The 26301-nt window shown below is 47.5% G+C and carries 20 protein-coding genes; 12 read left to right on the top strand and 8 right to left on the bottom strand.

The annotated features are described in order from the left end of the window. Positions 1 to 242: 242 nt before the first annotated feature. From DXT99_RS11485 to DXT99_RS11465, 5 genes are all read left to right on the top strand, one after another. Complete coding sequence (locus tag DXT99_RS11485) at positions 243 to 1181, top strand: ring-cleaving dioxygenase (RefSeq protein ID WP_115565704.1); 939 nt, start codon at positions 243 to 245, stop codon at positions 1179 to 1181. Positions 1182 to 1408: 227 nt separating this feature from the next. Further along, positions 1409 to 1945 (top strand): YceI family protein, encoded by a 537-nt coding sequence (locus DXT99_RS11480; protein ID WP_115565703.1) that lies wholly within the window; start codon positions 1409 to 1411, stop codon positions 1943 to 1945. A 135-nt stretch (positions 1946 to 2080) separates the two neighbouring features. Further along, a complete protein-coding gene (locus DXT99_RS11475) occupies positions 2081 to 2794 on the top strand; it encodes a pirin family protein (RefSeq protein WP_115565702.1) in 714 nt (237 codons plus the stop codon). Positions 2795 to 2804: 10 nt separating this feature from the next. After that, positions 2805 to 3740, top strand: coding sequence for a ring-cleaving dioxygenase (locus DXT99_RS11470; RefSeq protein ID WP_115565701.1), 936 nt, complete (start codon positions 2805 to 2807; stop codon positions 3738 to 3740). A gap of 83 nt (positions 3741 to 3823) precedes the next feature. Beyond that, positions 3824 to 4453, top strand: a complete 630-nt coding sequence (locus DXT99_RS11465) for an alpha/beta hydrolase (RefSeq protein ID WP_115565700.1) — start codon at positions 3824 to 3826, stop codon at positions 4451 to 4453. A gap of 44 nt (positions 4454 to 4497) precedes the next feature. On the opposite strand, the gene DXT99_RS11460 is transcribed toward DXT99_RS11465, so the two are convergent. Beyond that, the gene (locus DXT99_RS11460) at positions 4498 to 5712 is read right to left on the bottom strand and encodes an AI-2E family transporter (RefSeq protein ID WP_115565699.1); all 1215 of its coding nucleotides are present in this window, start codon (positions 5710 to 5712) and stop codon (positions 4498 to 4500) included. Positions 5713 to 5957: 245 nt separating this feature from the next. Next, positions 5958 to 6950 carry a helix-turn-helix domain-containing protein gene (locus tag DXT99_RS11455; protein ID WP_115565698.1) on the bottom strand — a complete coding sequence of 331 codons (993 nt, stop codon included), beginning with the start codon at positions 6948 to 6950 and terminating at the stop codon, positions 5958 to 5960. A 108-nt stretch (positions 6951 to 7058) separates the two neighbouring features. Here DXT99_RS11455 and DXT99_RS11450 point away from each other — a divergent pair, with 108 nt between their 5' ends. Together DXT99_RS11450 and DXT99_RS11445 are read left to right on the top strand one after the other, a co-directional pair. Beyond that, positions 7059 to 9497, top strand: coding sequence for a TonB-dependent receptor (locus DXT99_RS11450; RefSeq protein ID WP_115565697.1), 2439 nt, complete (start codon positions 7059 to 7061; stop codon positions 9495 to 9497). Positions 9498 to 9601: 104 nt separating this feature from the next. Continuing rightward, on the top strand, positions 9602 to 10873 hold the full coding sequence (locus tag DXT99_RS11445) for a PepSY-associated TM helix domain-containing protein (RefSeq protein ID WP_115565696.1): 1272 nt from the start codon (positions 9602 to 9604) through the stop codon (positions 10871 to 10873). A 370-nt stretch (positions 10874 to 11243) separates the two neighbouring features. On the opposite strand, the gene DXT99_RS11440 is transcribed toward DXT99_RS11445, so the two are convergent. Further along, a complete protein-coding gene (locus DXT99_RS11440; protein WP_115565695.1) occupies positions 11244 to 12320 on the bottom strand; it encodes an NADH:flavin oxidoreductase/NADH oxidase in 1077 nt (358 codons plus the stop codon). 350 nt (positions 12321 to 12670) lie between these two features. Between DXT99_RS11440 and DXT99_RS11435 the strand changes: the two genes are divergently transcribed. Next, positions 12671 to 13111, top strand: a complete 441-nt coding sequence (locus DXT99_RS11435) for a hypothetical protein (RefSeq protein WP_115565694.1) — start codon at positions 12671 to 12673, stop codon at positions 13109 to 13111. A 67-nt stretch (positions 13112 to 13178) separates the two neighbouring features. Here DXT99_RS11435 and DXT99_RS11430 read toward each other — a convergent pair whose 3' ends face one another. Next, complete coding sequence (locus DXT99_RS11430; protein WP_115565833.1) at positions 13179 to 14636, bottom strand: M48 family metalloprotease; 1458 nt, start codon at positions 14634 to 14636, stop codon at positions 13179 to 13181. 247 nt (positions 14637 to 14883) lie between these two features. Here DXT99_RS11430 and DXT99_RS11425 point away from each other — a divergent pair, with 247 nt between their 5' ends. After that, positions 14884 to 15345, top strand: a complete 462-nt coding sequence (locus DXT99_RS11425) for a DUF4268 domain-containing protein (protein ID WP_115565693.1) — start codon at positions 14884 to 14886, stop codon at positions 15343 to 15345. A gap of 20 nt (positions 15346 to 15365) precedes the next feature. Here the strand turns inward: DXT99_RS11425 and DXT99_RS11420 are convergent, their stop codons facing one another. Further along, positions 15366 to 15683 (bottom strand): peptide-methionine (R)-S-oxide reductase, encoded by a 318-nt coding sequence (locus DXT99_RS11420; protein WP_115565692.1) that lies wholly within the window; start codon positions 15681 to 15683, stop codon positions 15366 to 15368. 107 nt (positions 15684 to 15790) lie between these two features. Next, positions 15791 to 17629 carry a PAS domain-containing sensor histidine kinase gene (locus DXT99_RS11415; RefSeq protein WP_115565691.1) on the bottom strand — a complete coding sequence of 613 codons (1839 nt, stop codon included), beginning with the start codon at positions 17627 to 17629 and terminating at the stop codon, positions 15791 to 15793. Between the two features lie 724 nt (positions 17630 to 18353). On the opposite strand from DXT99_RS11415, the gene DXT99_RS11410 reads away from it, so the two are divergent. Beyond that, complete coding sequence (locus DXT99_RS11410) at positions 18354 to 19520, top strand: hypothetical protein (RefSeq protein WP_147294204.1); 1167 nt, start codon at positions 18354 to 18356, stop codon at positions 19518 to 19520. A gap of 227 nt (positions 19521 to 19747) precedes the next feature. After that, entirely contained in the window at positions 19748 to 20686 is a 939-nt protein-coding gene (locus DXT99_RS11405; RefSeq protein ID WP_246000658.1) for an NADP-dependent oxidoreductase, read from the top strand. 146 nt (positions 20687 to 20832) lie between these two features. Here DXT99_RS11405 and DXT99_RS11400 read toward each other — a convergent pair whose 3' ends face one another. Then, a complete protein-coding gene (locus tag DXT99_RS11400) occupies positions 20833 to 21708 on the bottom strand; it encodes an NAD(P)-dependent oxidoreductase (RefSeq protein WP_115565688.1) in 876 nt (291 codons plus the stop codon). Between the two features lie 109 nt (positions 21709 to 21817). Beyond that, entirely contained in the window at positions 21818 to 24283 is a 2466-nt protein-coding gene (locus DXT99_RS11395) for a penicillin-binding protein 1A (RefSeq protein WP_394851325.1), read from the bottom strand. A 568-nt stretch (positions 24284 to 24851) separates the two neighbouring features. Here DXT99_RS11395 and DXT99_RS11390 point away from each other — a divergent pair. Then, a complete protein-coding gene (locus DXT99_RS11390; protein ID WP_115565686.1) occupies positions 24852 to 26177 on the top strand; it encodes a sugar porter family MFS transporter in 1326 nt (441 codons plus the stop codon). Positions 26178 to 26301 lie beyond the last annotated feature (124 nt).

The raw sequence follows: 26301 nt of genomic DNA, 5'->3' as shown, positions 1-26301 counted from the left end.
AGATACAACCCTATCTGCTCACTATAAGTAAAACGGATGCGTGCCTTACAAATCAGAAAGAGCTTTGGTAACCTAAAAACCAGGAGTGTTCTGTTACAGTGTTAGCTAGTTAGAATTAAAAGTCTCAGTGGTTTGCTGAAGGAGTTAAAAAAGCGGAGATGCAGCCCAATTAGAGGATTTTTATAGCGTCAGCCGTTTCTTGTGCCTGGCTCTTTTTTAGTAATTTAAATTAAAGACATACCATGAGCGATATTATTTTAGGCCTGCACCATATCACTGCTATTGCAGGAGACGCCAGGCGCAACCTGAACTTCTATACCAGTGTGTTGGGGCTGCGGCTTTTGAAGAAGACTGTCAACTTTGATGATCCCAAAACCTATCACTTTTATTACGGAGATGAGGTTGGTTCCCCGGGTACCATCCTTACGTTTTTCCCATGGGGAGAAGAGATAGTGCCAGGCAGGAGAGGCCCAAGCATGGCAACAGAGATAGGCTTTTCCGTGCCACAGGGCAGCTTTGACTTCTGGTTAAAACGCTTTGAGCAGCACAACGTGACCTACAACAAACCAGCAGATAAATTTGGGGAGCGTTACCTGACATTCCTTGATCCGGATGGGCTAAAACTGGAACTAATTGAGTCTGCAAGCCCGGACAATAGGCAGCCCTGGGAAATAGCGGAGGTTACTGAGGAGGTAGCCATCAGAGGGTTTCATAATGTGACGTTGACATTGAATGATGTAAAAGCTACGGCAGAAGTTCTGACAGATATTCTCGGTTATAAGCAGATAAATAAGCACGTGAACCGCTACAGGTTCAGTACAGATGCGGTTGAGAACGCTGCCATCATTGATATGGTGGAAGTGCCCCATGAGATGCGCGGCCATCAGGCAGGGGGCACAGTACATCATGTGGCTTTTAGGGTAGAAAATGAGCAAATCCTGCTGCAGTTCCGGGACAAAATTGCGGCCAGTGGGCTGGAGGTGACCGAGCAGATAGACCGTAACTACTTTTACTCTATCTATTTCCGGGAGCCGGGCGGCGTACTGTTCGAAATTGCCACCGATAATCCTGGTTTTACTGTGGACGAACCCCTGGAAGAATTAGGTGCTCACCTGAAACTACCGGAGCGCTATGAACACAGAAGAGAAGAGTTGGAGCAAGTACTTCCGAAGCTGGACTAAGTTATAACAGTCGATTAGGTTTCTTATTTGGAAGAAAGCCCCCCTTTACCAAATAAATCATTTTTCGGATGGGGATAGAGCAGTGTTAGTCAGAAATGAAAAATGATTCTGTGAGCAGATGAAATTTTTTTGATGATTCTATTGTATATACATTAAATGTACATACATTTGTTAAATCTTACTTCAATAGAAAATTAATATCAACATCAACAAAAAACTATAAGAAAATGGCGAATGTAAAATGGGCAGTAGACCCGACGCACAGTGAAGTACAGTTCAAAGTAAAGCACCTGATGATTACTACAGTGACAGGTTATTTCCAAAACTTTTCAGTAGAGGCTGAAACCGAAAATGAGCAATTCTCAAACCCTACCAATGTAGTGTTCACAGCCGATATTGATTCTATCAGCACAAACAATGAGCAGCGTGATACACACCTGAAATCTGCTGATTTCTTTGATGCAGCGCAGCATAATGAACTTCGTTTTGTAGGCACTAAATATGAGAACGTGGGTGGCGATGACTACAAACTGCACGGTGACCTGACTATCAGGGGCAACACGAAACCTGCAACTTTTAATGTAGAATTTGGTGGTATTGTGGTAGACCCGTACGGACAGACTAAAGCCGGATTCACAGTATCAGGAAAAATAAGCCGCAAGGAGTTTGGCTTAACCTGGGATGCTGTAACTGAGGCAGGTAGTGTAGTAGTGAGTGATGATGTAAAGCTGCAGGCTGAGATTCAGCTGGTAAAGCAAGCTTAATCTCAGCTAAGGGACGTAAGACAAAGTACAAAAGATGATCCTGTCAATTCTGAGTCTTTTGTCTTACGTTCTTAAACCTTTTAAGATCGTTTTCTACAACGTGAACCTGGTTCACAATCTAGATAAAATGGAGCTATGAAACACAAGATATTCAAATCCGGTGAGCGTGGGCTGAAAGACATTGGCTGGCTGAAAAGCAATTTCACCTTCAGCTTTTCCAGCCACTATGATCCGATACGGGCAGGCTTTGGTTTGCTTCGCGTTTTTAATGATGACTTTGTAGCACCCGAAAATGGCTTTGGCCTGCATGCCCACAGCAACTTAGAAATTATCTCCGTGATGCTGGCAGGCTCTATGAACCATTTGGATTCATTAGGCTACAAAGAGGTAGTGCACAAAGATTGGGTGCAGATTATGAGTGCCGGTACAGGTTTGCGCCATGAAGAGCACAATGTAGGAGACGAGGAAGTGAATTTTCTACAAATCTGGATAGAGCCGAAGCTGCAAAACATAAGCCCCCGTTACCAGCGCCGGTATTTTCCCGAAGAGGACCGCCAGAATAAGCTGGTGACCATTGTGAGCAATGAGGAGGGGCAGGGGCATTGCTGGATAAACCAGAACGCAAAGCTCTCTCTGGGGAATTTTGAAAGAGACAAAGAGGTAAGATATCTGTTGAACCCGCTTAATAAGGCAGTCTACATCTTTAATATCAGCGGAAGTTTGCTCATCAATAATGAAGAACCACTGGAGCAGCGGGATGCCATAGGAGTCTGGGAAACCGACCACTTGCAGATCACCTGTTTAACTGACAGTAAGTTTCTTGTAATAGAAGTACCCATCAACCATTGAGGATTAAATTATGGAAGACAGAATACTAGGGCTGCATCACATCACGGCGATTGCTGATTCAGCTAAAAGCAACTTAGACTTTTATACAAAGGTGCTGGGGCTGCGCCTGCTTAAAAAAACCGTCAATTTTGATGACCCGGGCACCTATCATTTATACTATGGGGATGAGGTGGGTAGTCCGGGCACTATCCTTACCTTCTTTCCTTATGAAGGTTCCCGCCGTGGCAGGGTAGGTACGGGGATGGCTTCGCATATTGGTTACGCTGTGCCGGAAGGCAGCTTCGACTTCTGGATCAAGCGCTTTGAGGACCACAACGTGTCCTTTAGCAAGCCGGCAGAAAAATTCGGGGAGCAGTACATCGCGTTACAGGACCCGGATGGCCTGCAACTGGAACTGGTGATTCCGAAAAACGGTGATACACGGCAGCCCTGGGAGACGGAAGATGTGAAGGCAAATGTAGCCACACGCGGCTTCCACAGTGTTACCCTCACCCTGCGAAGTGTAAAGCAAACGGCACAGGTATTAACAGAGCTTCTCGGTTACAAACTGCTGGAGCAGAAAGATAAGCACCACCGCTACATCACCGATGCCGTAGATCATGCTGCTATCATAGATTTAATAGAGGAACCCAATGCAAACCGTGGGGATGGCGGTGCCGGTACAAACCATCACATTGCTTTCCGGGTGAAGGATGAGGAAGTCCTGATGCGGTTCAGGGAAAAGATAGCCAGCAGTGGCCTGAACATCACAGATAAAATAGACCGCAACTACTTCTATTCGCTCTACTTCAGGGAGCCGGGAGGCGTGCTTTTTGAAATAGCCACTGATAATCCTGGTTTTGCAATTGATGAGCCGGTTGATAAGCTCGGTAGCAGCCTGTTGCTGCCACCGCAGTACGAGGGGCACAGAGCCAGGATAGAGGCAGCGCTGCCGAAGCTGGATTAGTGTATGCTGCATTGCAGTCTGTTTTTGTTACACTACTAGATGCGTAGAAAGGAAACTCTTTTCAGCATCTGAAAATATCTCTTATGTATACACACGAACAAACCATCATAACCCATGGCAAGCCGCTGGAGCAAACAGGCAAAGCACTTGTCATGATACACGGACGAGGCGCGACAGCTGAAAGTATTCTGTCGCTGAGTGAGCACCTGGATGCAGCTGATTTCTCTCTTTTTGCTCCACAGGCGACAAACCTCAGCTGGTACCCTTACAGCTTTATGGCACCTGTTTCGCAAAACCAGCCAGCGCTCGATTCTGCGCTGGAGTTAATCCATACAACCGTGAAACAGGTACAGGACCAGGGGATAGATAGCAGCAATATTTACCTGCTTGGCTTTTCTCAGGGAGCTTGCCTGGCATCAGAATATGCTACCCGGGATGCACAGCGCTTTGGTGGTCTGCTCCTCTTTACCGGTGGGCTTATCGGGCAGCAAATAGACACAAACAACTACAAAGGCAGCTTTAACGGTACTCCCGTCCTTATAACCACCGGAGACCCGGACCCGCACGTGCCGGTAAGCAGGGTAGACGAGACGGTAAAAATAATGGAGGAAAAAGGAGCGGAAGTGACGAAGAAGATCTATAAGGGACGGCCGCATACCATCCTGCAGGAGGAACTAGATCTGGCAAAAAAGATCCTTGCTAAGCGTAGCTGATTTTAAGCAGGTAAGTTTTTCCTGCTATTCATCTGCCGCACATGTTATTTTTTGAACTTGTTTAAGGCCCAGCGTTTCGTTTTGTCGAAAATGTTGTCATCGTCGTCATCGCCGGTGCCCTCTGTGCCGAACAGGTACCCCAGTGGATTGAGAGCCGGAATATTATCAAAAACGACCTTGGCAATTCCCAGTGCCGGAATGGCGATGAGCATGCCAATTACCCCCCACATGGAGCCCCCTAATACTACTACTACAATCGTGAAGGTAGGGTCAAGGTTCACCTTGTCGCCTACAATATAAGGCTCCAAAATATAGCTTTCTACAAATTGGGTAAGGGCAAAAGTAGCCGTTACGCCAAGAGCTCCGGTTAAGCCGCTTCCAGAAATAAAAGCCATTGCCAACGCCAGTGTATAGCCGATGATGTTCCCGATGTAGGGGATGAGGGTAAGCACGGCGGCCAGGATAGAAATGAAAACAGCCTGCCTGACACCAGAGAACGATAGACCGATAGAGTAAATGACAGCTAGAATAACGATGAGTACCAACCTGCCAAAAAGGTAGCCATGGGCCACCTGAACTGAACCAGAGATAATCTTCTTTGTATCTTCTTTCCTCCCTTCCGGTGCCATTTTAATGAAGGACTTTCTGAACTTGCTTCTGTAAAGCAGAAAGAAGAAGATGTAAACAAAAGTGAGCAGGAATGTTCCAAGAAAACCAATCAGCCGCATCATATAGCTTCCTGCCGAGGACATAATAGAACCATTGGGTTGCTGGAATTCTGAACCTGATGCTTCCTGGTCTTGCCCTTCCCCTTGTTCTTGCTGCTTTGCCCCGGTTTCTTCCGTCTGGCCGTTTGCTTCAGCCGCTCCACCTAGAATTGGCAGGTTTTGGTTCTGCTGCTGAATAGATATTCCTGTCTTATCTGCTATAACCTCTTGCAGATCGTTTATTTTCGGCTCTACTCTTTCTTTTATCTCGGGCCAGTCCTGCGAAAAGTTATTCACCTGATAAGACACTACGCCTGCAAGTACAACGAAGAAGAGTAGGATGAGCAAGTCAGAAGATAAAGCGGCCCACGCACGGCTCAGGCCTTTGCTTTCAAACCATCGGGCAACAGGTACAACTACCATCGTAAGCAGTGCAGCCACGGCAAGGGGGGCCAAAAATGACTTTGCCTTTACAAGGCCATAGAAAAAGAAGAACAAGCCAACAGCAAGCAGCACAAAATAGGTAAGGATAGGTCTCGCTCTGTTTTCCATAGATGTTATTCAAACATAGACGTAAACGGGAGGGCGAATGATTTTCACCTGCATGTTATATCACTGCTTCAGAAGTTGTTTTGATGATTTTATAACAGGAGCAGCTTCTTTACTTCAGGATATTTCCTTCTCCTTCCGTTTTAAGTGTATGGCTTTTGCCGTTTCATAAAGGATGCCTACGCTTTGTACGACCTGAAGCAATACCTGTTGTACTTTTTACAAGTACAGGAGGGGAAGGAAAATTACTATACTTTTATTTCGCTTGGCAGAAAACCAAAGTGCTTTTTGAAAGCAGATGTAAAATGTGCTGAATTTTTATAGCCGACCTGGTACGCGATGTCCCCAATGCTTTGTTGTGACTGCTGTAACAACTGCCGGGCCTTTTCCATCCGGAGCCATACCACGTAACCGTGTATGGTGTGGTTGCAGCATGTTTTGAATCCCTGTTTCAATTTGGTTTCGTTCAGGTAAACCAGGCGCGCCAGTTCCTGTATAGTAGGTGGGTTTTGATAATTTTCTTCCAGTATGGCCCTTGCTTCAGCAATACGTTGTGCATCGTCGCCTCTGAGAATGCTGTTCCTGATTTGCTGTTCTTGCGGCTTCTGGTATTGCTCCAGTTGCAGCATCAGCAACTCCATTATTTTTGCTTCGAGGAAGAGCCTTTTAAGGGGGCCTGTGCGCTGGCAGTTTCGGATATCATTTAGTACCCATTTCATTTCCGGTGTTATCTCCAACGGATTATCGCTGAGGTAGGTGTGGCGACCCTGCAGTACTTTATCCGCAAACTCCTGGTGCAACTCACTGTGCTGGTGCAGTAGCCGGAAATAGAATTCTTTGGAGAGGATTACGAGAAAGTAACGATGCAACTTGTTCGGGGGCATCCGAAATTCAGCTTTAAAAGACGGGGTGTAGCAGATGTAATGGACATTGGGCGGGTGAACAGAGTGCTGTAACAGTCCCGTGATTTCTGCTGAGGCATCTCCCTCCAGGTAAAAGCCGAGTATGATGCTTTCACCGGTAACCTGAAAGTTATCGCAGACGGGCTGGTTAAAAACCATCTGCGTTTCTATGATAAAGAGTCCTTTAGCGCTGATTTGCGTGCTGCGGAGCAATGAGATGGCAGGATCCTCCAGCACCACTTCCTTTTCCTGTGGTACGCAGCAATTATCATAGACAGTAGCCAGTGTTTCATTACATATCCAGGCGTCAACAGCGTCTAATTTAGAATCAATCTGCATAATAATTCCTTTAGCGGTATTCTTTATTCTTTTTTCGATAACAGCCTCCTGCTGCGGTGCGTTACTTTTGCCAAAGTTAGTTATTTAAAATAAGTCTAAATAAAGATAATGGATAAAAGATTTACGCTTCTCATGCTCTGCCTCTTTTTCACACAGCTTGTGTGGGCACAGCATCGCAGTGCCGCCATCAGAGGTCGTGTGCTGCAGGAAAACGGCGAGGCTGTAGCCGCTGCCAGTGTAGTAATAGAGAACACACGCTATGGAACCGTTACCAACGACGATGGCTACTTCGATATGCAGAAGCTGCCGGAAGGCAAGTATCAGGTGCGCGCTTTTTCTATCGGGTTCGACAGTAACACCATTGAAGTGCAGTTGGAGAGAGGCGAAACAGAAGAGTTAACATTCAACTTACCAGACAAGACCAATGCGGTAACAGAAATTGAGGTGTTTGGTGAGCGGGACAAGCAGCCTGAGAAACTGGATGCCATCACACGACTGCCGCTGAAGCCAAGCGAGCAGATCCAGAGCATTTCCGTTATTTCGGAGCGGCTGATTGAGCAGCAGGGGGCCTTAACAGTTATTGAAGGCGTGCGCAATGTGCCAGGGGTATATACCTATGCTACTTTTGGCGGTGTGCGGGAAAGTATTTCTTCCAGGGGTTTCCGTGGTATACCTACTCTCAAAAACGGCGTGCGTGTAATGACGGATTTCCGTGGGGGCGGTTTCTCTACAGACATGCAGGGAGTGGAAAGCATTCAGGTGTTGAAAGGGGCCAGTTCTGTTACCATGGGTGCGGCAACGGACCTTGGCGGACCGGGCGGTATCGTGAACATCGTCACCAAAACTCCTAAGTTTGAGAACTCGGGTGCTGTTTCGCTGCGTGCCGGAAGCTGGGGCCTTATTCGCCCTACCTTTGATGTGCAGCGCGTAGTAAACGAATCGAATACCCTTGCAGTACGTGTAAACGGAGCCTATGAAAACGGAGGCAAGTTCCGCGACCACATGAGCAACGAGTCGTTCTACATTAACCCCTCTGTGGAGTGGCGCCCGAATGCCAGAAGCACATTAACCCTTGAAATGGATCATTTTGATGAGGAGCAGAGCATAGACGTAGGAACAGTAAACCTTTCTGTGGGTAACGCAGAGAATGAGATTTACGACCTGCCTTCCGACAGATTCCTGGGTTTTGAATCAGATGTTACGGATATCAAGCACACCACTTTCGCTGCCCGCTTCAAGCATAACCTCAGCAATAACTTATACATTCGTGCGGCTGCCTTCCACTCTGATTATAATGCGGATGCTATCAAGAGTAACCTTTCGGCAGTAAAGCAGGATGTAGAGAACGACATTAATGTAAGCCAGGTAAACTGGTACAACCGCTCTATTGCACACAACTCTACCCGCGATGATAAGAGCACTGTGCTGCAGTTTGATTTCATTGGCCAGAAGGTAAAAACCGGAAGCATCCTGCATACTTTCCAGGCAGGCGTAGATTACCGCTACATCGACCTGTACCAGCCAACCTTCAACTCCATCGCCATAGATAGAATAAATGTATTTGACCCGGCTACGGTATCAAACACACTTCCGGAGGGCATTCCTGCTTTTGAGCTGACAAGAGAAAACCAGTCTTACGATTACCGCTTTGGCGCTACTTTCCAGGATGTGATACAGCTGACAAACTGGGCAAGGGTATACGGTGGTGTGCGTTACAGCACAAACAAAACAAGAGCTAACGGAGAGTCCAGCGAGACTTCTGATTTCTGGAATCCACTGGCTGGCGTGATGTTCACAGTGAAAGATAACATCAACATTTTCGGTTCTTATACCAACAGCTCCAATCCCCGATCTGCTGCAGTGGTGGATGTAAACGGAGACCCGCTTGGGGCAGAGCGCATCGACCAGATTGAAGCAGGTCTGAAGACAGAGTGGTTGAACAACCGCCTGCGCTTTAACCTGACACTCTTCCAAATCAACAACAAAGACATGAACCTGGAGGTGTTCCGTGTAGATGATACCGGTGCAGTGGTAGGTGCAGGTTACTATATGAAAGGCGGCAACGATGAGCGCAAGGGAGTGGAAGTGGAACTGACAGGACGCGTGCTGGAAAACCTGGAGATTGTAGCTGGCTACTCCTACATCGATGCGCAGTTCAAAGAGCACACCACCTTTATTCCGGGATCAGCGCCCAACAACACGCCGAACCATACTTTTAATGCGTGGGCTAATTACAGCATCTCAGAAGGCATTGCGCGCGGTCTGAACATTGGCCTGGGGGCCTATTACTTAGGCGAGCGCCCTTACAACGACTGGACACAGAAGGGGGTACAGTACCACGCGATAGAGCCAGGTTCTGCCCCGTGGTACAACAAAGCCTATACTATAGTGAATGCACAGGTAGGGTATGAGTTTCAGAAGCATTGGGGTGTGAGGGTGTTGTTTAACAATATCCTGGATGAGGTAGGATACGATGCGTACCGCTCTAACTTTATCGATAGAATTCAGCCAAGGAATTTCTCTGGCGTCGTGACTTACAGATTTTAGAATATTTATTTAGAATTATTCTAAATTTGCATACATGCTGCTGACAGCCAATGTCAACAGCATGTATGTTAGAAAATGAATCAGTACAACTTCATAAACAAATCATGAAATACACCTTCCGCAAGCTTTTCAACGACATTCACCTGTGGCTCGGCATAGCCAGTGGTCTCGTGCTGTTTATTGTTTGCCTGAGCGGTACCATCTATACGTTTCATTCTGAAATTGAAGCGCTGGTAGAGCCTGCTAAGTATCATGTGGAGGCCGATGCACAGGCAAGGCCCATTCCGGTTGATGCGCTGAAGGAGCAGCTGGGGAAGGAGCTGAAAGGCAGCATAGTTGCCATTGAAATTCCGCAGGACAGGGAAAGCACTTACCGGGTAAGTGTAGCCCCTGAAAGTGAAGGTGAAGAAAGAGGTCATGGCCGCGGAGCCGATAAGCAGCAGGCATCAGAAGGCAAAGCAGCCGCGGGCGCTCCCGGAAACAAAGCAGGTGCGCAAGCTGGCCATGGCGGCGGACCAGGTGGCGGTGGCCGCCCCACTACCTACTTTGTAAACCCTTATAATGCTGAAGTGTTAGGCACAACGGACGGCCCTGCCACAGAGTTCTTCCGGACGATGATGCAACTGCACCGCTGGTTGTTGATTGATGGCGGCGTGGGTAAAATGATTGTGGGCATATCCACCATTATCTTTGTATTCCTGGTGCTTACAGGGCTGGTGCTCTGGTTTCCTGTAAAACTGAAGAACTGGAAACAGGGCCTCAAGATTAAAACAGATGCCAACTGGAAGCGCGTAAACCATGACCTGCACAACACGCTCGGGTTCTATTCCTCTATATTGTTGCTGATTATGAGCATAACAGGCCTTTGCTGGTCTTTTGAGTGGTACCGGGATGGACTAAGTAGTTTGATGGGAGCGGAGGTATTTAAGGGTAGGGGAGAGAAGCCGCTTTCAACTCCTCCTTCAACTGCTGATGCTGCTACACTAAGTATTGCTGATTACATCGCACGGGCAAATGCCATTATGCCGGAAGAAGGGAACATCAGAATAGCATTGCCGCAGGACGATACCACCGCTGTCGTTGTGACTAAAACAGCCGCTGGTTTCTTTGCTTTTTCTGCCCCGGACAAGGTGCAGCTAAACCAGTATACCGGGCAGCCCCTGAAGGTGGAGATGTTTGCCGATAAGCCGCTGAATGTACAGCTGGTATCGCTGATAAAGCCTCTGCACCTCGGCGAGGTATACGGTACTTTCTCTAAAATACTATACTTTATTGCCTGCCTTTTTGCCACCAGCTTACCTGTTACCGGTACTCTTATCTGGATAAATAAGCTAAGGAAAAAGAAGCCAAAGAGGCGTGTGGCTACTGCAGCATAAGTTTTATGGTGCTGCGAATGTGCAGTATACAAAGACAGAAAAGCGGCTGAGGAGATAATTCTTCAGCCGCTTTTTTTATGCAAAACAAAAGTACACTGCTCCTATCCAAGTGAATCCAAAAAGAGCTTTTAGTTCTGGCGCGGGAATCTATCCCGTGCCGCACAGTGTGCGCGAGTCTCCAGACTCGCTTGTACAAGCAAGGGCTGTTGTTGTACAGAAAGAAGTATCTCCTCTATGAGTGTGACTGTGGGTCTGATTATGTTTTACGTCCTCCCAGATTCAATCTCTTCGTCGAGATACCTGACAGGAGTATCGGAATACGTATTTCACTTTCTTTGTCGAGATACCTGATACGTGTGTCGTGATACCTTCACCTCTTTCTCGGCTTAGCCCGCTCATACTGCACCGGCCACGGCACATCAGCACCAAGTTCAAGGGCGGCATGTAGCGGAAAATAAGGGTCGCGCAGCATCTCACGCGCTAGCAGTACAATATCAGCTTTGCCTTCTGATATAAGATTCTCAGCCTCTTGTGCTGTGGTTATCATCCCAACGGCACCGGTCATGATGCCTGTTTCCTTCTTCAAACTTGCCGCAAACTGGGCCTGGTACAAAGGTCCAACCGGAATATCGGCTTTGGGTACGTTTCCGCCGGTAGAACAGTCTATCAGGTCTACCCCTTTTTCTTTCAGAACTCTTGCCAACGCTATGGAATCCTCCCCGGTCCAGCCGCCTTCGGTCCAGTCAGTAGCGGAGATGCGCACCAGCAGCGGGTATTTTGCCGGCCATACTTCCTGAACCGCTTCTGTTACTTCGAGGAGCAGACGGATGCGGTTATCGAAAGAACCTCCGTAGCTATCGGTGCGTTGGTTGCTGAGTGGTGAGTAGAACTCGTGCAGCAGGTAACCATGGGCCGCATGTATCTCCACCACTTTAAAGCCGGCTCTTACAGCCCGCTCAGTCGCGGCACGATAGTCATCTATTACCTTTCGGATACCGGCATCGTCCAGGGCTGTTGGCACAGGTTCCTCTGGTGTAAAGGGCAAGGCGCTGGGTGCTACTGTTTGCCAGCCTCTTTCTTCGGAAGGGGCAATGGCAGTGCCGCCGTTCCAGGGGCTTCTGTGGCTGGCTTTTCTGCCGGCATGCGCCAGCTGTACGCCGGGCACGGCACCCTGGCTCTCTAAAAATGTATTGATGCGCTGCAGACCTGCAATATGCTCCTCCTTCCAAAGGCCCACATCATCCGGCGTAATACGCCCTTCCGGCGAAACAGCTGTGGCCTCTACAATTACAAGGCCGGCACCGCCCACAGCCCTGCTACCCAGGTGTACCAGGTGCCAATCGGTGATAAAGCCATCTTCGCTGGAGTACTGGCACATAGGTGAAACGGCTATTCTGTTTCTTAAGGTAATCTCTTTTATAGTCAGAGGACTGAATAATTCGGCCATGCTTTGTTCTGCTTGTTAGTTTCAAGTACTGATACTATCATACATTTTCCATGTCAATTTGTTTTGATTTCGTGCTTTTCAAATCGCCTGCTTTACCTGCGCCTTATTTATCAGCATCCTGCTAATTGTTACTTTCTGCTGTGCCTCTGACTATTCTCTTTTTGGAACTTTCCATCCTTTTTGCTTTACTGCAAGCTTATGTGTAGAGACAATCCTAAGTTATAACCGATTTGGTTTACAGATAAATGGGGGCATGGTTAATAGTACTGATAATACAACCCGGTATCTGTCAACTCAGTACAAATTAAATATTAATATAATTGATTGTTCAATTATCAAAACATAAGACTATGAGTAACAGACTATCAGTAGGTTTTATAGGCGGTGCACTGGGTGCCATCATACTCGTCATTGTGATGTACATCATGCAGGCCGCCGGAATGGGAGCGCCAGCCTTCGTAAATATGTACCATGCGATGTTTGATACCAATCCGCCCCTGGATCATATCATTGCTGCCATCATCTTTATTATCAGCGGGGGCATTTGGGGCATTCTCTTTACTTTACTAGTGAAGCACCCTACCATACTTAAGGGTATGCTCTTTGGCTTGCTCCCTTCGTTATGGCTTTGGGTTGTCGTGAACCCGGTTATCGGGGAGCCCCTGTTCAACAATTTTACAGTAAAAGGTTTGTTGATGCCGTTGCTGTTTAATGTCGTTATCTGGGGTACGTTTATGGGGTGGTATGCATCCAGGAAGTATGGCCACGAAACGGCCGGAACAACTTATTAAGCTGCTGCCTGTGCATCAAAAAAGGGGCTCCAAAATCTGGAGCCCCTTTTTTGATGCACAGGCTATGTTAGTAACTGGTTAATACTTTAATCATGGTTCCCCGCTCTACACGATCGCTTAACTGCAGGCCGTTGAGAACAGCCAGTTCTTCCATTCTGGCTTGCGGCACCTGGTATTGCTGGAATAACTGTTGTAGCGTTGCCGCCTGCTGTGCTGTTTGAATCTTGATGCGCGTTGGCTGCCTGTTCAGTTTATCCGGTTCGGTAAGTTCGCTGAAGTTCTGCATGGTGGCTGTGAAAGTTTGGGCATAGCTGTTAAAGTCACCGGGGCTGCTTACGCCAATCATACTATAAATATTACCACCATACTGAATGAGGTAAATAAGCGCCCGAAGTGGCTGTTGCTGTTGCTGTTGTCCTTGTTGTGCCTGCTGGTCAGCCACAATGGCAAGTGCGGGTAAACCGTTCACGGTTACGCTTCTGGACTCTGAAGGCTGCAATCCGTAGTTCTGGAGCAACTGCTGCGCGGCAGCCTCTAGTGTTTCGCCCGGAGCCAATGTCAGCATCATCATTGCTTTTCCATCTGGTGCTACCATCTGGAACTGCTGCGGAGAATTCATATGCTCCCAACCTCTTGGAATTGGAAAACTGAATCTCAACTCCGGATGATAGAACGTGTTGTTTTCTACGAATCCCTGCTTCGGATCCTCCCCATAAATGATTCCATCAATCAGCTTCAGGTAATTGTTCCGGTTTACCTGCGCATTTGTTAAGTTCAGCTGCTGCTTCCATTCAGCTGCCAGTTCATGTACTGTTTCATAACGGTCGGCCGGGTTGGGGTGCGTTGATAAGAAAGACGGCACGGCCTGGTCTCCGTCTTCCTGCTTGCGTTGCAGCGTCAGGAAAAAATCGGCCATCTCTGATGCGTCGTATCCTATTTTAGAAGAATACTCAACGCCCAGCCTGTCTGACTCGCGCTCATCGTCACGGCCAAACTTAAGGAACAAAAGACCTAAGCCCTGTGATGCAGCATCTCCTAACTGCGCCAGTTGTGGTGCCAGCACCATACCGGCAATAAGCCCCACCTGCGCCAGAATAGACTTGCTTTGCTGCTGTGCTGAGTGGCGTGCCGCAATATGGCCAATCTCATGGCCCAACACCCCGGCAAACTGGGCTTCATTGTTAAAGTGGGCCATAATACCCCGGGTAAAGTACACGTAGCCGCCAGGCACAGCAAAAGCATTTATAACAGGTGAGTCCACCACCTTAAACTCATAGTTTAAGTTACTGCGGTGGGAGACGGCTGCCATTGCCTGCCCTTTTTCCGAGATGAAGCGCTGTAGTGCTGGGTCTTCATACAAGCCAAACTGCGCTATGATGGCCGGATCAGCTTGCTGCCCCATGGCAATTTCCTGCTGTTCCGACATGAGACTCACCTCCCGCCTGCCTGTCACAGGGTTTGTAGCGCAGGAGTTGAAGAGAAAGAATACAGCTGCCGTGAAACAGGTTATAGCATGTTTTTTCATTTTATAGTTGTTTAGTGCTTCCTTCTTGTTGCTTCTGAAAAAAATCATATATAGGAAGCGGTTAATTTCTTATATGGAACGGCAATGCAAAATGATAAGTTACAAGATGCTGCTGCTGCCAACGTGAAAGGTCTAATGCAGCTGTTAAAGTGGGTTTATATCCTGTGGCGCTAGTATACTTTGCTAAGTGCAATATCACACGAAACCTGCTGTGGAACTTTAACAGCAGAATCATTAACTTAGCTGCATGTATAAAAGAGAAGAAGCGTCACAGCTCCGGCAGGCTTTCTGGACCACATTGGGGCAATACATCGCGCCACTTCCGTCTGCGGATGGTGTGAAAGTGAACTGGCTAAACTATAAAACAGGACTGAAGCATGTTTATTTCAGAATGCAGGCAGATAAGAAATTTGCTTCTATCGGCATCGAAATCACAATTCCTGACCCGGAAATACAGCAGCTGTTTTTTGAGCAGTTTACAGAACTCAAGTTTGTATTGCATGATTCTCTGGGGGAAGAGTGGGAGTGGCAGCTACACACTACAGACGAGAACGGGAAAACCATCAGCAGAATTTATAAGGAAATAGCCCCGGTTAACGTGTTCAACCGCGACGACTGGCCGCAACTGATCTCCTTTTTCAAGCCCCGCATTATCTCTCTGGATGAGTTCTGGAGTAATGCGAAGTATAGTTTTGACAGTTTGATGTAAATGTCTTGCCTGATGCGGCATCACGCAACTTCCTTCAGCTGGATAGCATCTGCATTGATACAATACCTGACTTGGGTGGGGGTTAAGGTATGTTCGAAGAGATGGCCCAGGTGCAGACCGCATTGGTTGCAATCGAGTTGTATTCTCGACCTGCCATACGTGTCCAGCTTGTTTTGCCTGACATTCTCCCCAATATGCGCCCAAAAGCTCGGGAAGCCACACCCCGAATTAAATTTCTTTTCAGGCGCAAACAGTGCTGTTCCACATACGGAGCAGGCATAAATGCCTTTCTCATTCCTGTCAGTCTGTTGCAGGTCGAATTTGTAGCCGATGTTCATTTTCAATTGTTTGTTTGAAAACAACAGGTGAGGGGCTATGATTCCGTTAGGTGAATTTGTCTTTCTACTGCCAAAGGAATTTTGGTGTGAAGTAGCAAGGTTGAACGTTAGCCTTTGTCTGTAGCAATACGGATATAGAATGTAGTGCCTGTGCCTGGGGTGCTCTCTACGTCAATGGTTCCGCCTAATGACTCTACCTGTGCTTTCACCATGTATAAGCCGATGCCTCGCCCTTCCGTCCTCTTTTCAAGTTTACCGTAGAGTCTGAACAGGCGTCCTCCAAATTTTTCCAGATCGATGCCTATACCGTTGTCCTGAATTTTAATGAGGTGTTGCCCGTCTTCCGTCATGTAGTTGATAGAAATAAAGGGTGCTCTATCTTTGTCCCGGTATTTTAGTGAGTTAGAGATCAGGTTGTGAAATATGCTGTAAACATACGCCCTGTTAGCTTTCAGGCAGACCTCCTCCGGAATCGTTACCTGCACAATGCCTCCCAGCGCTTCTATTCTGTCCTGCAGGCTTTGGGTTACCTCATCACAAACAGATTTTAAACATACCTCTTCCTGGTTACCTATTTTGTCAAGGTCACGGAGTGACAAAATCTCATCCAGGTCCTTGATAACGGTGTCAAGACCGAGAGAAGTTTGCCTTAGCTTGTTTAGTACCTTCAGAAAACTTTCATTTTTTTCATCCAGGTTTTCTAATAGTGATACCAGGCCAACAATGTTTGCGACTGGTGCACGTAGATTGTGGGAAACAATATAATTAAACTGCTGTAACTCCCGGTTGTGCCTGATCAGGTCCTCTGAAAGCAGCCGCATTTTATCCTCCGCTTCTATGCGTTCTGTGATGTCATACTGAATGGCGAAGTACTGGGACACTTTGCTTTCGTCATTAAAAATAGGGGTAATGTCCATATGAAACCAGAATTTCTCCCCATTCTTACGGTAGTTAAGTACCTCCACAGACAAAGGCTCATTGTTCTGAAACAGCCTGTGCATTTCCTCGATGGCCTCAGGGGCTGTCTCTGGTCCCTGAAGCAACTCTCCGGGTTTCTTTCCCAGAGACTCCAGCATGCTGTAACCTGTTACTCTTGTAAATTCACTGTTTACCCATTCAATTTTACCTGCAGCGTCCGTAATCAGCACACAACTGACCGCTTTGCTGGCAATCAGGGAAAGTTTCTCCAGCTCCTTCTGTGCAGCTTTTTCAGCGGTAATGTCTTTCGCAACGCCTAAAGTGGCGGTTTGCTGCTGGTCTGAGCAGATGGGGATAATGGTAAAACTAAGCGTCTTTACCTTCCCTTGCTTGTTCACCACTTTCCCCTCTAAAGAGCTGGACTCGCAGTTCCCGGCCTTGTTCAAGGCCTTTATAGCCTCAAAAGAAAATGAAGGGGCAATAAATTTAGAGAAATGCTCACCTACAATCTCCTGTTTGCTATAAGAAAGAATGCGGCAGACATTTGAATTTACCTGCTCAAAAATGCCTCCGGGGGTTAAGGTGAAGACGGCATGTGGGTGATTCTGAAGGAAGGAATTATAAAAACTGTGGCCTCTCGCAAGGTTTTCTTGTGCTTCCTTTTTTAGTGTTATGTCCCGTGCATCAATCACATAGCCTTTCACATGCTCATCATCCATTCCGTTTGTAAAAATGGCCTCTAACCACTTCCAGTTGCCGTTCTTGGTTCTGTACCTGAAGGGTGGAGCCTCCACCTCTTTCTTTGTGTTCAGCAGCAAAAAGGCTGTTTTGATAACATGCAAATCGTCGTTATGAATGTACTCTAAAGCTGTTTTGCCTAATAGCTCCTCCGGCTGATATCCTACAAGTTGTAAAGCCGACTTGCTGACATACTTATATAAACCTGTTTTATCTACCACTGAAATAAGAGCAGCACTTTGCGTTACAAGTGCATGGTAGAACTCCGGCGTTAGTGCCTCATCATTCATTTGCGGTTCGTTTAATGGCTATTTTATCCGGATTGCTTTTATATATGGATCAAAAAAAATTACAGTTGCTCAAAAAAATCAAACTGATTTAATAAAAATAAAGGAATAAAAAATTATACTATGGAAATGAAGTTAGGGTTTGAAAAATATAGTTATATGCATAATATTTAGTCTGATAGTCAGGTAAACTGATAGGTCTGATAGTAATGCTTTGCTCGTTAGGAGCTACTTCGAAATCAAAAAAACGGGAAGAGAATATATCGTATTTTAGCTATAATTGATTGGTTATCTTTTGATTGCAAATCGTTTTTTTTCTAAAGAAGGGCCGTACTATTTACGTCAGGACGTACAAAATTTCAGCAGGAAGCTATTCTTTTCATAGCGCCTGAAAAACTGGAAAAAAATAACGCCGCAAGCAGCTCCTGAACCTAAGGAGCTTTACCTTTTAAAAATAACTTGAATTTTGTAGCACCTGTTATCACGGGAGGGCAGCTGTTGGGAAGCACTTCAGTTAGTATGGTAAAGCGCCACCTCTCTTGAGCTTATACTGCCACGTTAATCAATCAAGTTGTTGAAGCTACTACTGCTTACCAGATTAGAGAACTGAAACACACAGGTTGGTGTTCGTATCAAAGGCGGCAAAATTGTTTCTGCACCAGGTTTCATGGCCTCGACTGCGCAGCATAATGGAAAAAGCCACCTGTTTAAACTGATAGCCCATACTATGAGAGATGATTTTTCAAGTGGTCGGTACACCTTCAATGCTACTATTCGCTTCCTGAAGAAGGGGGGGCTGTGGACATTCGCAGTTTTACTGGTGGCTCTGTTATGGTCAGCAGGCAAACCCACGGACGATATAGCACCCATTGCTTTCGTTGCGGAGCCTTTGCCCTTCAAACCCAAAGAGTTTTATATTGCCAACGTAATAGATGAGCGAAAGGACCGCAAGGCAGTTGCTTATCTGTTTCCGCTACCGCTTAGTGCCGCCGAACAACCCGGTAAGGCGCTTCCTGTTGATTTACAGGGAGGAGGACTTAGCGCTATCCGGCAATTCATGCGGAACAATGCCCCTGCAAATTCCAAACTCCGCCCTGTGGTTATTCGGCTGAAAGAGTACCAGCTACAGGAAACTGCTGGCTCCAGTCCAGGCCGAGTGGATGGTAAAATATCAGTTGCCATGTCGTTTGAGTATGAGCGCGAGGGGGTAAATGTGCCTTTGATAGAATACAGAGGAGGAGCCCGCTACGACCGGCCAGCCAGACAACATGGTGTGGTAGAACCTACCTTGCGGCGCTCGCTGGCAGATGCTTTGCAGTACCTGAACACCTGGATGGACCGGGAAGCAAACAGCAACGAGAAACTGGCCAAAGCATTGAAAGTTACCTTTACGGATCATGTTCTTAATGTGGAAGATGATACTGTTTTTTATGCCAACGACAGGCAACTTACCTGGAACGACTTTCAGGGCAGATCTACAAAACCCAGCAGTTTTGCAGCTTCCGTTTTTCCGAGTTTCGCTTACGAGGGGCAAAGTGAGGTAATTGACGGGGTGATCCACCTTAACCTAGTCATGAAAGTATATGTGTTGAAAGAGTTTTCCTGGGTTAAACCAAATGCCAAAAACGCCTACGGGTTAAACCACGAACAAAAGCATTTTGATATTGTGAAGCTGGTGGCAGAGCGCTTCAAGCAGAAGCTGAACCCCGGCCGCCTGACCATGGAAGACTATAACAGCATCCTTCAGTATGAGTACATTGAGTCGTTCAGGGAAATGAACCGCCTGCAGGAGCAGTACGACGGCGAAACCCGCCACGGCCTCGATCAGGCAGCGCAGGCAAGCTGGAATCAGCGCATTGAGAAGGAGCTGCTGGAGTTGGGGGTTACACAATAATCAAGTCTTCCTGAGCGCAGCTTTTTAAAGCGGTTACGCTTCTCTGAGATTAACATACAAGTCATCCTACCGGTATAAGAAATTGTACTGGTAGCCTGACTTTTTTTATTGTACTCAAATAAAAATGGACTTTTTGCCCCGTTAGCAGCCCCTCTGCTCCAATCTGCGTAAATCTATTTGTACTAAACATTCTAAGAAATTAAGAAACAGTTACTATGGGAAAACAAATGAAAGCAGCAACATATAAAGAATTTGGAGGAAAGGAAACGATTAAAGTAACCACCGTTGATGTACCTGAACTAAAGGAAGGAGAGGTACTGGTGCGCATAAAGGCTGCTGGCGTGAATCCGGTTGATACAGCAGTAAGAGAAGGTTATCTGAAGGACTTTCTGCCTTACGAGTTCCCGGTTATTCCCGGTTGGGATGTGGCGGGCGTAGTAGAAGACAGAGGCTTTAGCGCCAGAAGGTTCAATGTAGGCGATGAAGTATACGCCTATGCCCGCCGGCCAAAAGTGCAGTATGGCACCTTTGCCGAATACATTGTTATTCCGGAAACATACTTTGCCAGAAAACCGGAGAACCTTTCCTTTGAAGAAGCTGCCGGCATACCGCTGGTGGGGCTCACCGCCTATCAGTCTCTTTATGATGCAGGAAATTTACAGGAGAACCAGACAGTGCTCATACTTGGTGCCTCCGGCGGAGTGGGTAGCTTAGCAATTCAGTTGGCTAAGGTAAAAGGAGCTACGGTGATTGGTGTTGCCAGTGAGAAGAACCACGGTTTTATGAAAGAACTGGGAGCCGACCATACAGTAGACTACAAAGACAACCACGTAGGTAATGCTGTGAAAGAGATTTTCCCGGATGGGGTAGATCTGATTTTTGATTGTGCCAGTGGTGAAACGCTGGAGCAAAGCCTGGCGGCGCTGAAGAAAAATGGCACGCTTGTCTCTATTCTTAACCATGGTGAAAACATTGATAAGAGCATAAACTTCCATTATGTGTTTGTGGAGCCAAACGCCAGGCAACTGGAACACCTGCGGGAACTGGCGGAGTCAGGTAAGCTGAAAGTACATGTAAGCAACACCTACTCCCTGGATGAGACTGCGGAGGCAATGCAGCAGATACAAACACTACACACAACGGGTAAAATTGTGATTGTGCCGTAGGGAGTAGACACAAGCTACTAGACAAAAAACGAGCACGAACCTATCCGTTCGTGCTCGTTTTTTGCGAATAATACAATATCAAATCTTCTTGTATGCCTTGCAGTTGGCACCCTACTAGTCGAAGTCTAATGTATAGCGTCTAAGGTCTACTTATTACCTTCATCCGGGCGAAGAACACGGTAAACGGCAGACAAGTCCTCTTCTCCGAATCCTTGTTGCTTGGCCAGGGCGTAGAGTTCTTTAGTGGTTTGCAGAGAGGGGAGGGCCACATTTTGTTCGTAGGCCGTAATGCTGGCCAGGTGCAAATCCTTGTGCATCCATTCCAGCGGAAACTCAGGTGAAAATTCCCGGTTCAGGAGTTTTTGTTGTTTCAGTTTCAGGAAAGGGGCGGCGGCAGGTGTGTTCAGGAGCGTCTGGCAAACCATTTCCTCGGAAATGCCCAGGGCAGTTCCCAAACGCAGCGACTCCGTGAAAGCAGCCATGGCCTGTGCCAGCAGCATATTGATCACCATTTTCATGCTCGCTCCCTGGCTGTTTGCACCTACATGCACTGTTGATTTGCCCATGACATCCAGCAATTCCTGAACCTGCTCCAGGTCTGAGGCTTCTCCGCCCACCAAAAAAATCAACTCGCCTTTTTCGGCGGGAACAAGTGAGCCCGAAACAGGTGCATCTAAAAAGCGCTGGCCCATTTTCCTGGCGTGTTTCGCCATCTTCTCTGTAAAGGAGGGGTTTACAGTGCTGCAGTCTACCCAAAGGGAATTACCCGGCAAAGCGCGCAGAAAACCTTCCGGGCCCAGTGCTACCTCTTCCACGGCTTCCGGGGTAGAAAGCATCGTCATCACCAGGCGGCACTGGTTAGCCACCGCTTCCGGCGATTCGGCCCGTGTAGCGCCTTTCTCTACCAGTGCATCGGCCTTTTCCTGTGTGCGGTTGTAAACCACCAACTCATGGCCGGCGTTCTGCAGGTTAGCTGCCATACGACTGCCCATTATTCCTAATCCTATAAATCCTACTTTCATGCGTTCTATCTTAATATTTACTGTAAAGCATCAATAGTAAGACTTACGCAAAGAAAGGGAGGTTGGGCACAGGTGCGTCTAACACCTCTAAGAAATACGCACAACAAGCTTAATTATTCCTCCTGCGCCCTCTTCTGTCTTCCCGGCGCTTTTTCAATTGCTCTTTCCATTCTTCATAAGTTTTCACAGCCTTATCAGCTACGTTGTCCAGAACGCGGTCGAAGAAGTTCTGGGGAGGTGGCTCTGCCCGGAAAGACTCACAGGACAAGCGCTTTTGAAGCCTCTCAGGAAGCGGATCAAACTGGCTTTTCATATACCCCGGATAAGCAGGGTCAAGCGCAATTTGCTTCATAAAGTCACCCCAGATCGGAAGCGCTGTGCTGGAGCCCTGGCCCAGGGCCAGCGTTCTAAACCGCACCTTTGGGCTTTCAGCGCCTACCCAGACACCGGTTACCAGCTTCGGTGTGATACCGATAAACCAGCCATCAGCGTGTTTCTGCGATGTGCCGGTTTTGCCGGCAATGTCCATTTTCAATCCGAATTCTGAGCGCAGCCGGCGGGCACTGCCTTCCTCCACCACACCCTGCATCAGGTGCAACATAGTAGCTGCATTGTTTTCAGACAATACCCGTCTTGTGTCTTCATTGCCCCGGTGTTCCCGGAGCACCTTGCCATTGCGGTCGGTAATTTTTGTGATGTATACAGGATTAACTTTGTATCCATTGTTTGCAAACGAGGCATAGGCGCTCACCATCTCAAACAACGATATATCAGCTGTGCCAAGCGCAATGGAAGGCACCTGCGGTAAGTCGCTCTGTATACCGAGCCGGTGCGCCAGTGCCACCGTTCGGTCTACGCCTGTCTGCATAATAAGCTGAGCTGAGATGGTGTTGACGGAATGGGCCAGTGCACCACGCATCGTGTACTCCCCGCCATACTGCCCTGTCGCATTCTGTGGCGACCAGTCATCATACTCAGTGTATGTCTGGCGCTCGTTAGGGAAATAAGTACAAGGTGCTATTCCTTTTTCCAGCGCAGCGGCATACACGATAGGCTTAAAAGTAGAACCTACCTGCCGGTGCGCACGCACGTGGTCATACTTGAACACTTCATGGTTAATGCCGCCCACCCAGGCCCTAACGAAGCCTGTGCGTGGTTCCATCGAAAACAATCCGGTGTTCAGGAAGCGTTCGTAGTAAGCAAGGGAATCCATAGGGCTCATTTCCTGCTTTTTGCTCCCGTTCCAGCTGTACACGGTCATAGACACAGGTTGCCGGAACCTCTCTTTAATTTCTTCCTCTGATAAACCGGCACTCTTTAGCTTTTTGAATCGGTCGGAGCGCAACATAGCATTTTGTACCACTGTGGCATCTTTGCCCCAGGGAGCCCGGCCTTTCCAATGCGCATCAAACTGTTTCTGCAGCCGTGCCATCCTGCGGGCCACCGCACGTTCCGCATGCTTCTGCATTCCCGCGTCAATGGTGGTATAAATTTTCAGGCCGTCGGTATAGAGGTTATAAGGGTCGCCGTTGCGCTTTCGCTGCGAGGAAGCCCACTTGTCCAGCTCCTGGCGCAGCTGCTCCCGGAAGTAGGGGGCCAGGCCATCATTATGGGTGGTGTAACGGTAGTTTAATTTAAGTGGTAGCTGCTTGAGTGAGTCTGCCTGGGCAGGCGTTAGGTAGTTATACTTGGCCATCTGGTTCAGCACCACGTTGCGCCGTTGCTTCGACCGCTCAGGGTACAGACGGGGGCTATACGTAGTGTTGGCCTTCAGCATGCCAATGAGTACAGCTGCTTCCTCTGTTTTAAGAGAATCGGCAGAGGTATTAAAGAAGCGCCTCGCAGCCCGCTCAATACCAAAAAGGTTGCCACCCATCGGCACGGTGTTCAGGTATAGCTCCAGCAGTTCCTGTTTCGTGTAGATGCCTTCCAGCTTACGGGCGATGATGATTTCGCGTAACTTGTTCACCGGCATATCCCAGAGCAAGTAATCCTTGCGGGGATACATATTTTTAGCCAGCTGCTGACTCAGGGTACTGCCGCCGCCACTTTCGCCCTGCAGCAGCAAAGACTTAATTAGTACCCGAAAGGAGCTCCTGATATCGACTCCGCTATGCTCATAGAAACGAACATCCTCGGTGGCAATAAGCGCATCAATTGCCGCTGGTGAAATATCCTCAAACTCTACGTTTGTGCGGTCCTGTATGTAATAGCGACCCAGCAAAACACTGTCGGCGGAGTATACTTCTGAAGCTGTGTTATTTTGCTTGGACCTTAGTTCCCGTTTGGAAGGTACATGGCCATAAGCCCCGACAAAAACAGTGAGGTAAAAGATGCAGGCGAATAAGAGTAGAAAAAGCCCTGCTTTATAAGCTGCCCTGAAAACAAACCCAAAATCTGAGAACCGCGCTCCTTTCCAGTCGAACTCCCGCGCCCTGGTCCATTTTCTTGACCAGTAAGTGCGGGTAAACTTCGGTTTCTGGCTCAGGTAGAACTGGTGAAGTTGCCCCTTCAGGAACAGGGTAACCGGTAAGATTAATCCGTATACTATTAGCTTGATTAACTTTTTCAGCAAACGCCTCATGTTTTGTCTCAGATACCTCTTATAGCAGTTTTCAGTGCTAATATTAAAAAAACTCCTTTACCCTCTCTTAGCAAATTGGTTGCAAAAATATGTTTTTCAGCTGAGTGCACACCAAAAGGATTCAATGCTTTTGCACGACAACAGACAAGAATTGCGCCAGATCAGTGCTGGAATTTTCGTCTGATACACAAGTAATTGGCTTTCAGTAACATGGTAAACACAAATGACTTACGACACTTGTTACAGGCCAAGGGCATTGCCACAATAATCGCCAGCCACAAAATGTTGGCAGCGCCTGTTAGTTAAACCTTTCAGTCTACAAAGGAAGGCTTTAAAAGCTTAATCTGCTGTTTTTCTGTACATAGTCTGGACTGTGCGGCTTTGTAGGAGTGCCACAGGAATACTTATCTTCTCTTTTTCATCATCAAAATTAAAATATAAGCAGGCTCTTTATTTCGATTTTAATATATTGAAGGGTATTTTGATATAGTGGGTTTGCTTGAGAGCAAGGCCAAAGCATATCACACAAGGCAAATCATGTCATTTTATAGATGTTGTAATGAATAAGAAAGTTTTTTTGTGGTCGATTGTCGTAGCACTGGGTGGTTTCCTGTTTGGCTTCGATACGGCTGTTATCTCCGGGGCTGAGCGGGCCATACAGGACTACTGGAGCCTGAACGTTTTTGAACACGGGTTTACCGTTTCTATTGCGCTATTCGGAACGGTGATAGGAGCGCTGCTCGGAGGTATTCCATCTGATAAACTAGGCCGTAAGAAAACACTTATCTGGATTGCAGTTTTCTATTTTATTTCCGCTGTGGGGTCAGCACTGGCAACGGGGTGGTACGCTTTCCTGTTCTTCCGCTTTCTGGGCGGCTTAGGGGTAGGCGCATCCTCGGTAGCGGCTCCGATGTATATCTCTGAAATAGCACCTGCAAAATCCCGTGGCAGGCTGGTGGCTTTGTTCCAATTCAATATTGTGTTTGGTATTCTCATCGCGTTCTTGTCTAATTACCTCATTGGCGGGGCCGGCCCGGATGACTGGCGCTGGATGCTAGGCGTGGAAGCGCTTCCGGCCATTGGGTTTCTGGCAGGGATGTTCGTGGTGCCGGAGAGTCCACGCTGGCTTATCCTGCGCAGAGGCAGAGTAGAGGAGGCAAAAGCCACGCTGCAGGCTGCCAATCCAGAAGCAGATGCAGAACAAACTGTACGGGAAATACTTTCCTCGGCAGAGGTGAATACAGGTAAACCAGCCGATGCCTTCTTCTCAAAACGTTATAGCAAACCGATTACCCTGGCAGTGCTCATGGCCTTTTTCAACCAGTTGTCAGGCATCAACGCCATCATATACTATGCGCCACGCATTTTTGAAATGACTGGTTTAGGCACAGAGTCTGCTCTTTTGTCCTCGGCAGGGGTAGGACTGGTGAACTTCCTGTTCACGCTGCTGGCCCTCAACTTTATCGATCGGTTTGGGCGCCGGACGCTCATGCTCATAGGCTCCTTTGGTTTGATTGTTACCTTAGGCCTGGTTTCCCTCGCTTTCTTTAATCAGAGTTTTGAAGGGTATACAGTGCCAATCTACCTTTTTGTTTACATTGCTTTCTTTGCCTTCTCGCAGGGAGCTGTTATCTGGGTTTTTATCTCGGAGATTTTCCCGAACCAGGTGCGGGCATACGGGCAGGCGCTGGGCAGCTTCACGCACTGGATACTGGCTGCCGTAATAGCCTTTATCTTTCCGTATATAGCCGAAACGCTGGGGGGAGGGATTACCTTCCTTATTTTCTGTTTTATGATGGTGCTGCAGCTGCTTTTCGTTTGGCGCATGATGCCCGAAACAAAGGAAACATCACTCGAGGAAATCGAAAAAGAAGTGGTACACTAAGAGGCTGTTTTGATTTCATTTAGATAATTTCTTAAGCATGATATGTATCATGGTAATCTGAATCATTGTCTCGGCTGATTTGGTGCTGCGTTCATAGTCCTTGGAGAGCCTCCGGTAGAGGTTA

The sequence above is a fragment of the Pontibacter diazotrophicus genome (genome assembly GCF_003367245.1).
GTDB classification, from domain to species: Bacteria; Bacteroidota; Bacteroidia; order Cytophagales; family Hymenobacteraceae; genus Pontibacter; species Pontibacter diazotrophicus.
The sequence above is the reverse complement of the archived record's forward strand: the minus strand, read 5'-3'. Positions and strand labels throughout refer to the sequence as shown.

Coding starts and splice junctions, on each gene's coding strand:
- DXT99_RS11485 (WP_115565704.1), top strand. CDS start 243: ATGAGCGATATTATTTTAGGCCTGCACCATATCACTGCTATTGCAGGA.
- DXT99_RS11480 (WP_115565703.1), top strand. CDS start 1,409: ATGGCGAATGTAAAATGGGCAGTAGACCCGACGCACAGTGAAGTACAG.
- DXT99_RS11475 (WP_115565702.1), top strand. CDS start 2,081: ATGAAACACAAGATATTCAAATCCGGTGAGCGTGGGCTGAAAGACATT.
- DXT99_RS11470 (WP_115565701.1), top strand. CDS start 2,805: ATGGAAGACAGAATACTAGGGCTGCATCACATCACGGCGATTGCTGAT.
- DXT99_RS11465 (WP_115565700.1), top strand. CDS start 3,824: ATGTATACACACGAACAAACCATCATAACCCATGGCAAGCCGCTGGAG.
- DXT99_RS11460 (WP_115565699.1), bottom strand. CDS start 5,712: ATGGAAAACAGAGCGAGACCTATCCTTACCTATTTTGTGCTGCTTGCT.
- DXT99_RS11455 (WP_115565698.1), bottom strand. CDS start 6,950: ATGCAGATTGATTCTAAATTAGACGCTGTTGACGCCTGGATATGTAAT.
- DXT99_RS11450 (WP_115565697.1), top strand. CDS start 7,059: ATGGATAAAAGATTTACGCTTCTCATGCTCTGCCTCTTTTTCACACAG.
- DXT99_RS11445 (WP_115565696.1), top strand. CDS start 9,602: ATGAAATACACCTTCCGCAAGCTTTTCAACGACATTCACCTGTGGCTC.
- DXT99_RS11440 (WP_115565695.1), bottom strand. CDS start 12,320: ATGGCCGAATTATTCAGTCCTCTGACTATAAAAGAGATTACCTTAAGA.
- DXT99_RS11435 (WP_115565694.1), top strand. CDS start 12,671: ATGAGTAACAGACTATCAGTAGGTTTTATAGGCGGTGCACTGGGTGCC.
- DXT99_RS11430 (WP_115565833.1), bottom strand. CDS start 14,636: ATGAAAAAACATGCTATAACCTGTTTCACGGCAGCTGTATTCTTTCTC.
- DXT99_RS11425 (WP_115565693.1), top strand. CDS start 14,884: ATGTATAAAAGAGAAGAAGCGTCACAGCTCCGGCAGGCTTTCTGGACC.
- DXT99_RS11420 (WP_115565692.1), bottom strand. CDS start 15,683: ATGAACATCGGCTACAAATTCGACCTGCAACAGACTGACAGGAATGAG.
- DXT99_RS11415 (WP_115565691.1), bottom strand. CDS start 17,629: ATGAATGATGAGGCACTAACGCCGGAGTTCTACCATGCACTTGTAACG.
- DXT99_RS11410 (WP_147294204.1), top strand. CDS start 18,354: ATGAGAGATGATTTTTCAAGTGGTCGGTACACCTTCAATGCTACTATT.
- DXT99_RS11405 (WP_246000658.1), top strand. CDS start 19,748: ATGAAAGCAGCAACATATAAAGAATTTGGAGGAAAGGAAACGATTAAA.
- DXT99_RS11400 (WP_115565688.1), bottom strand. CDS start 21,708: ATGAAAGTAGGATTTATAGGATTAGGAATAATGGGCAGTCGTATGGCA.
- DXT99_RS11390 (WP_115565686.1), top strand. CDS start 24,852: ATGAATAAGAAAGTTTTTTTGTGGTCGATTGTCGTAGCACTGGGTGGT.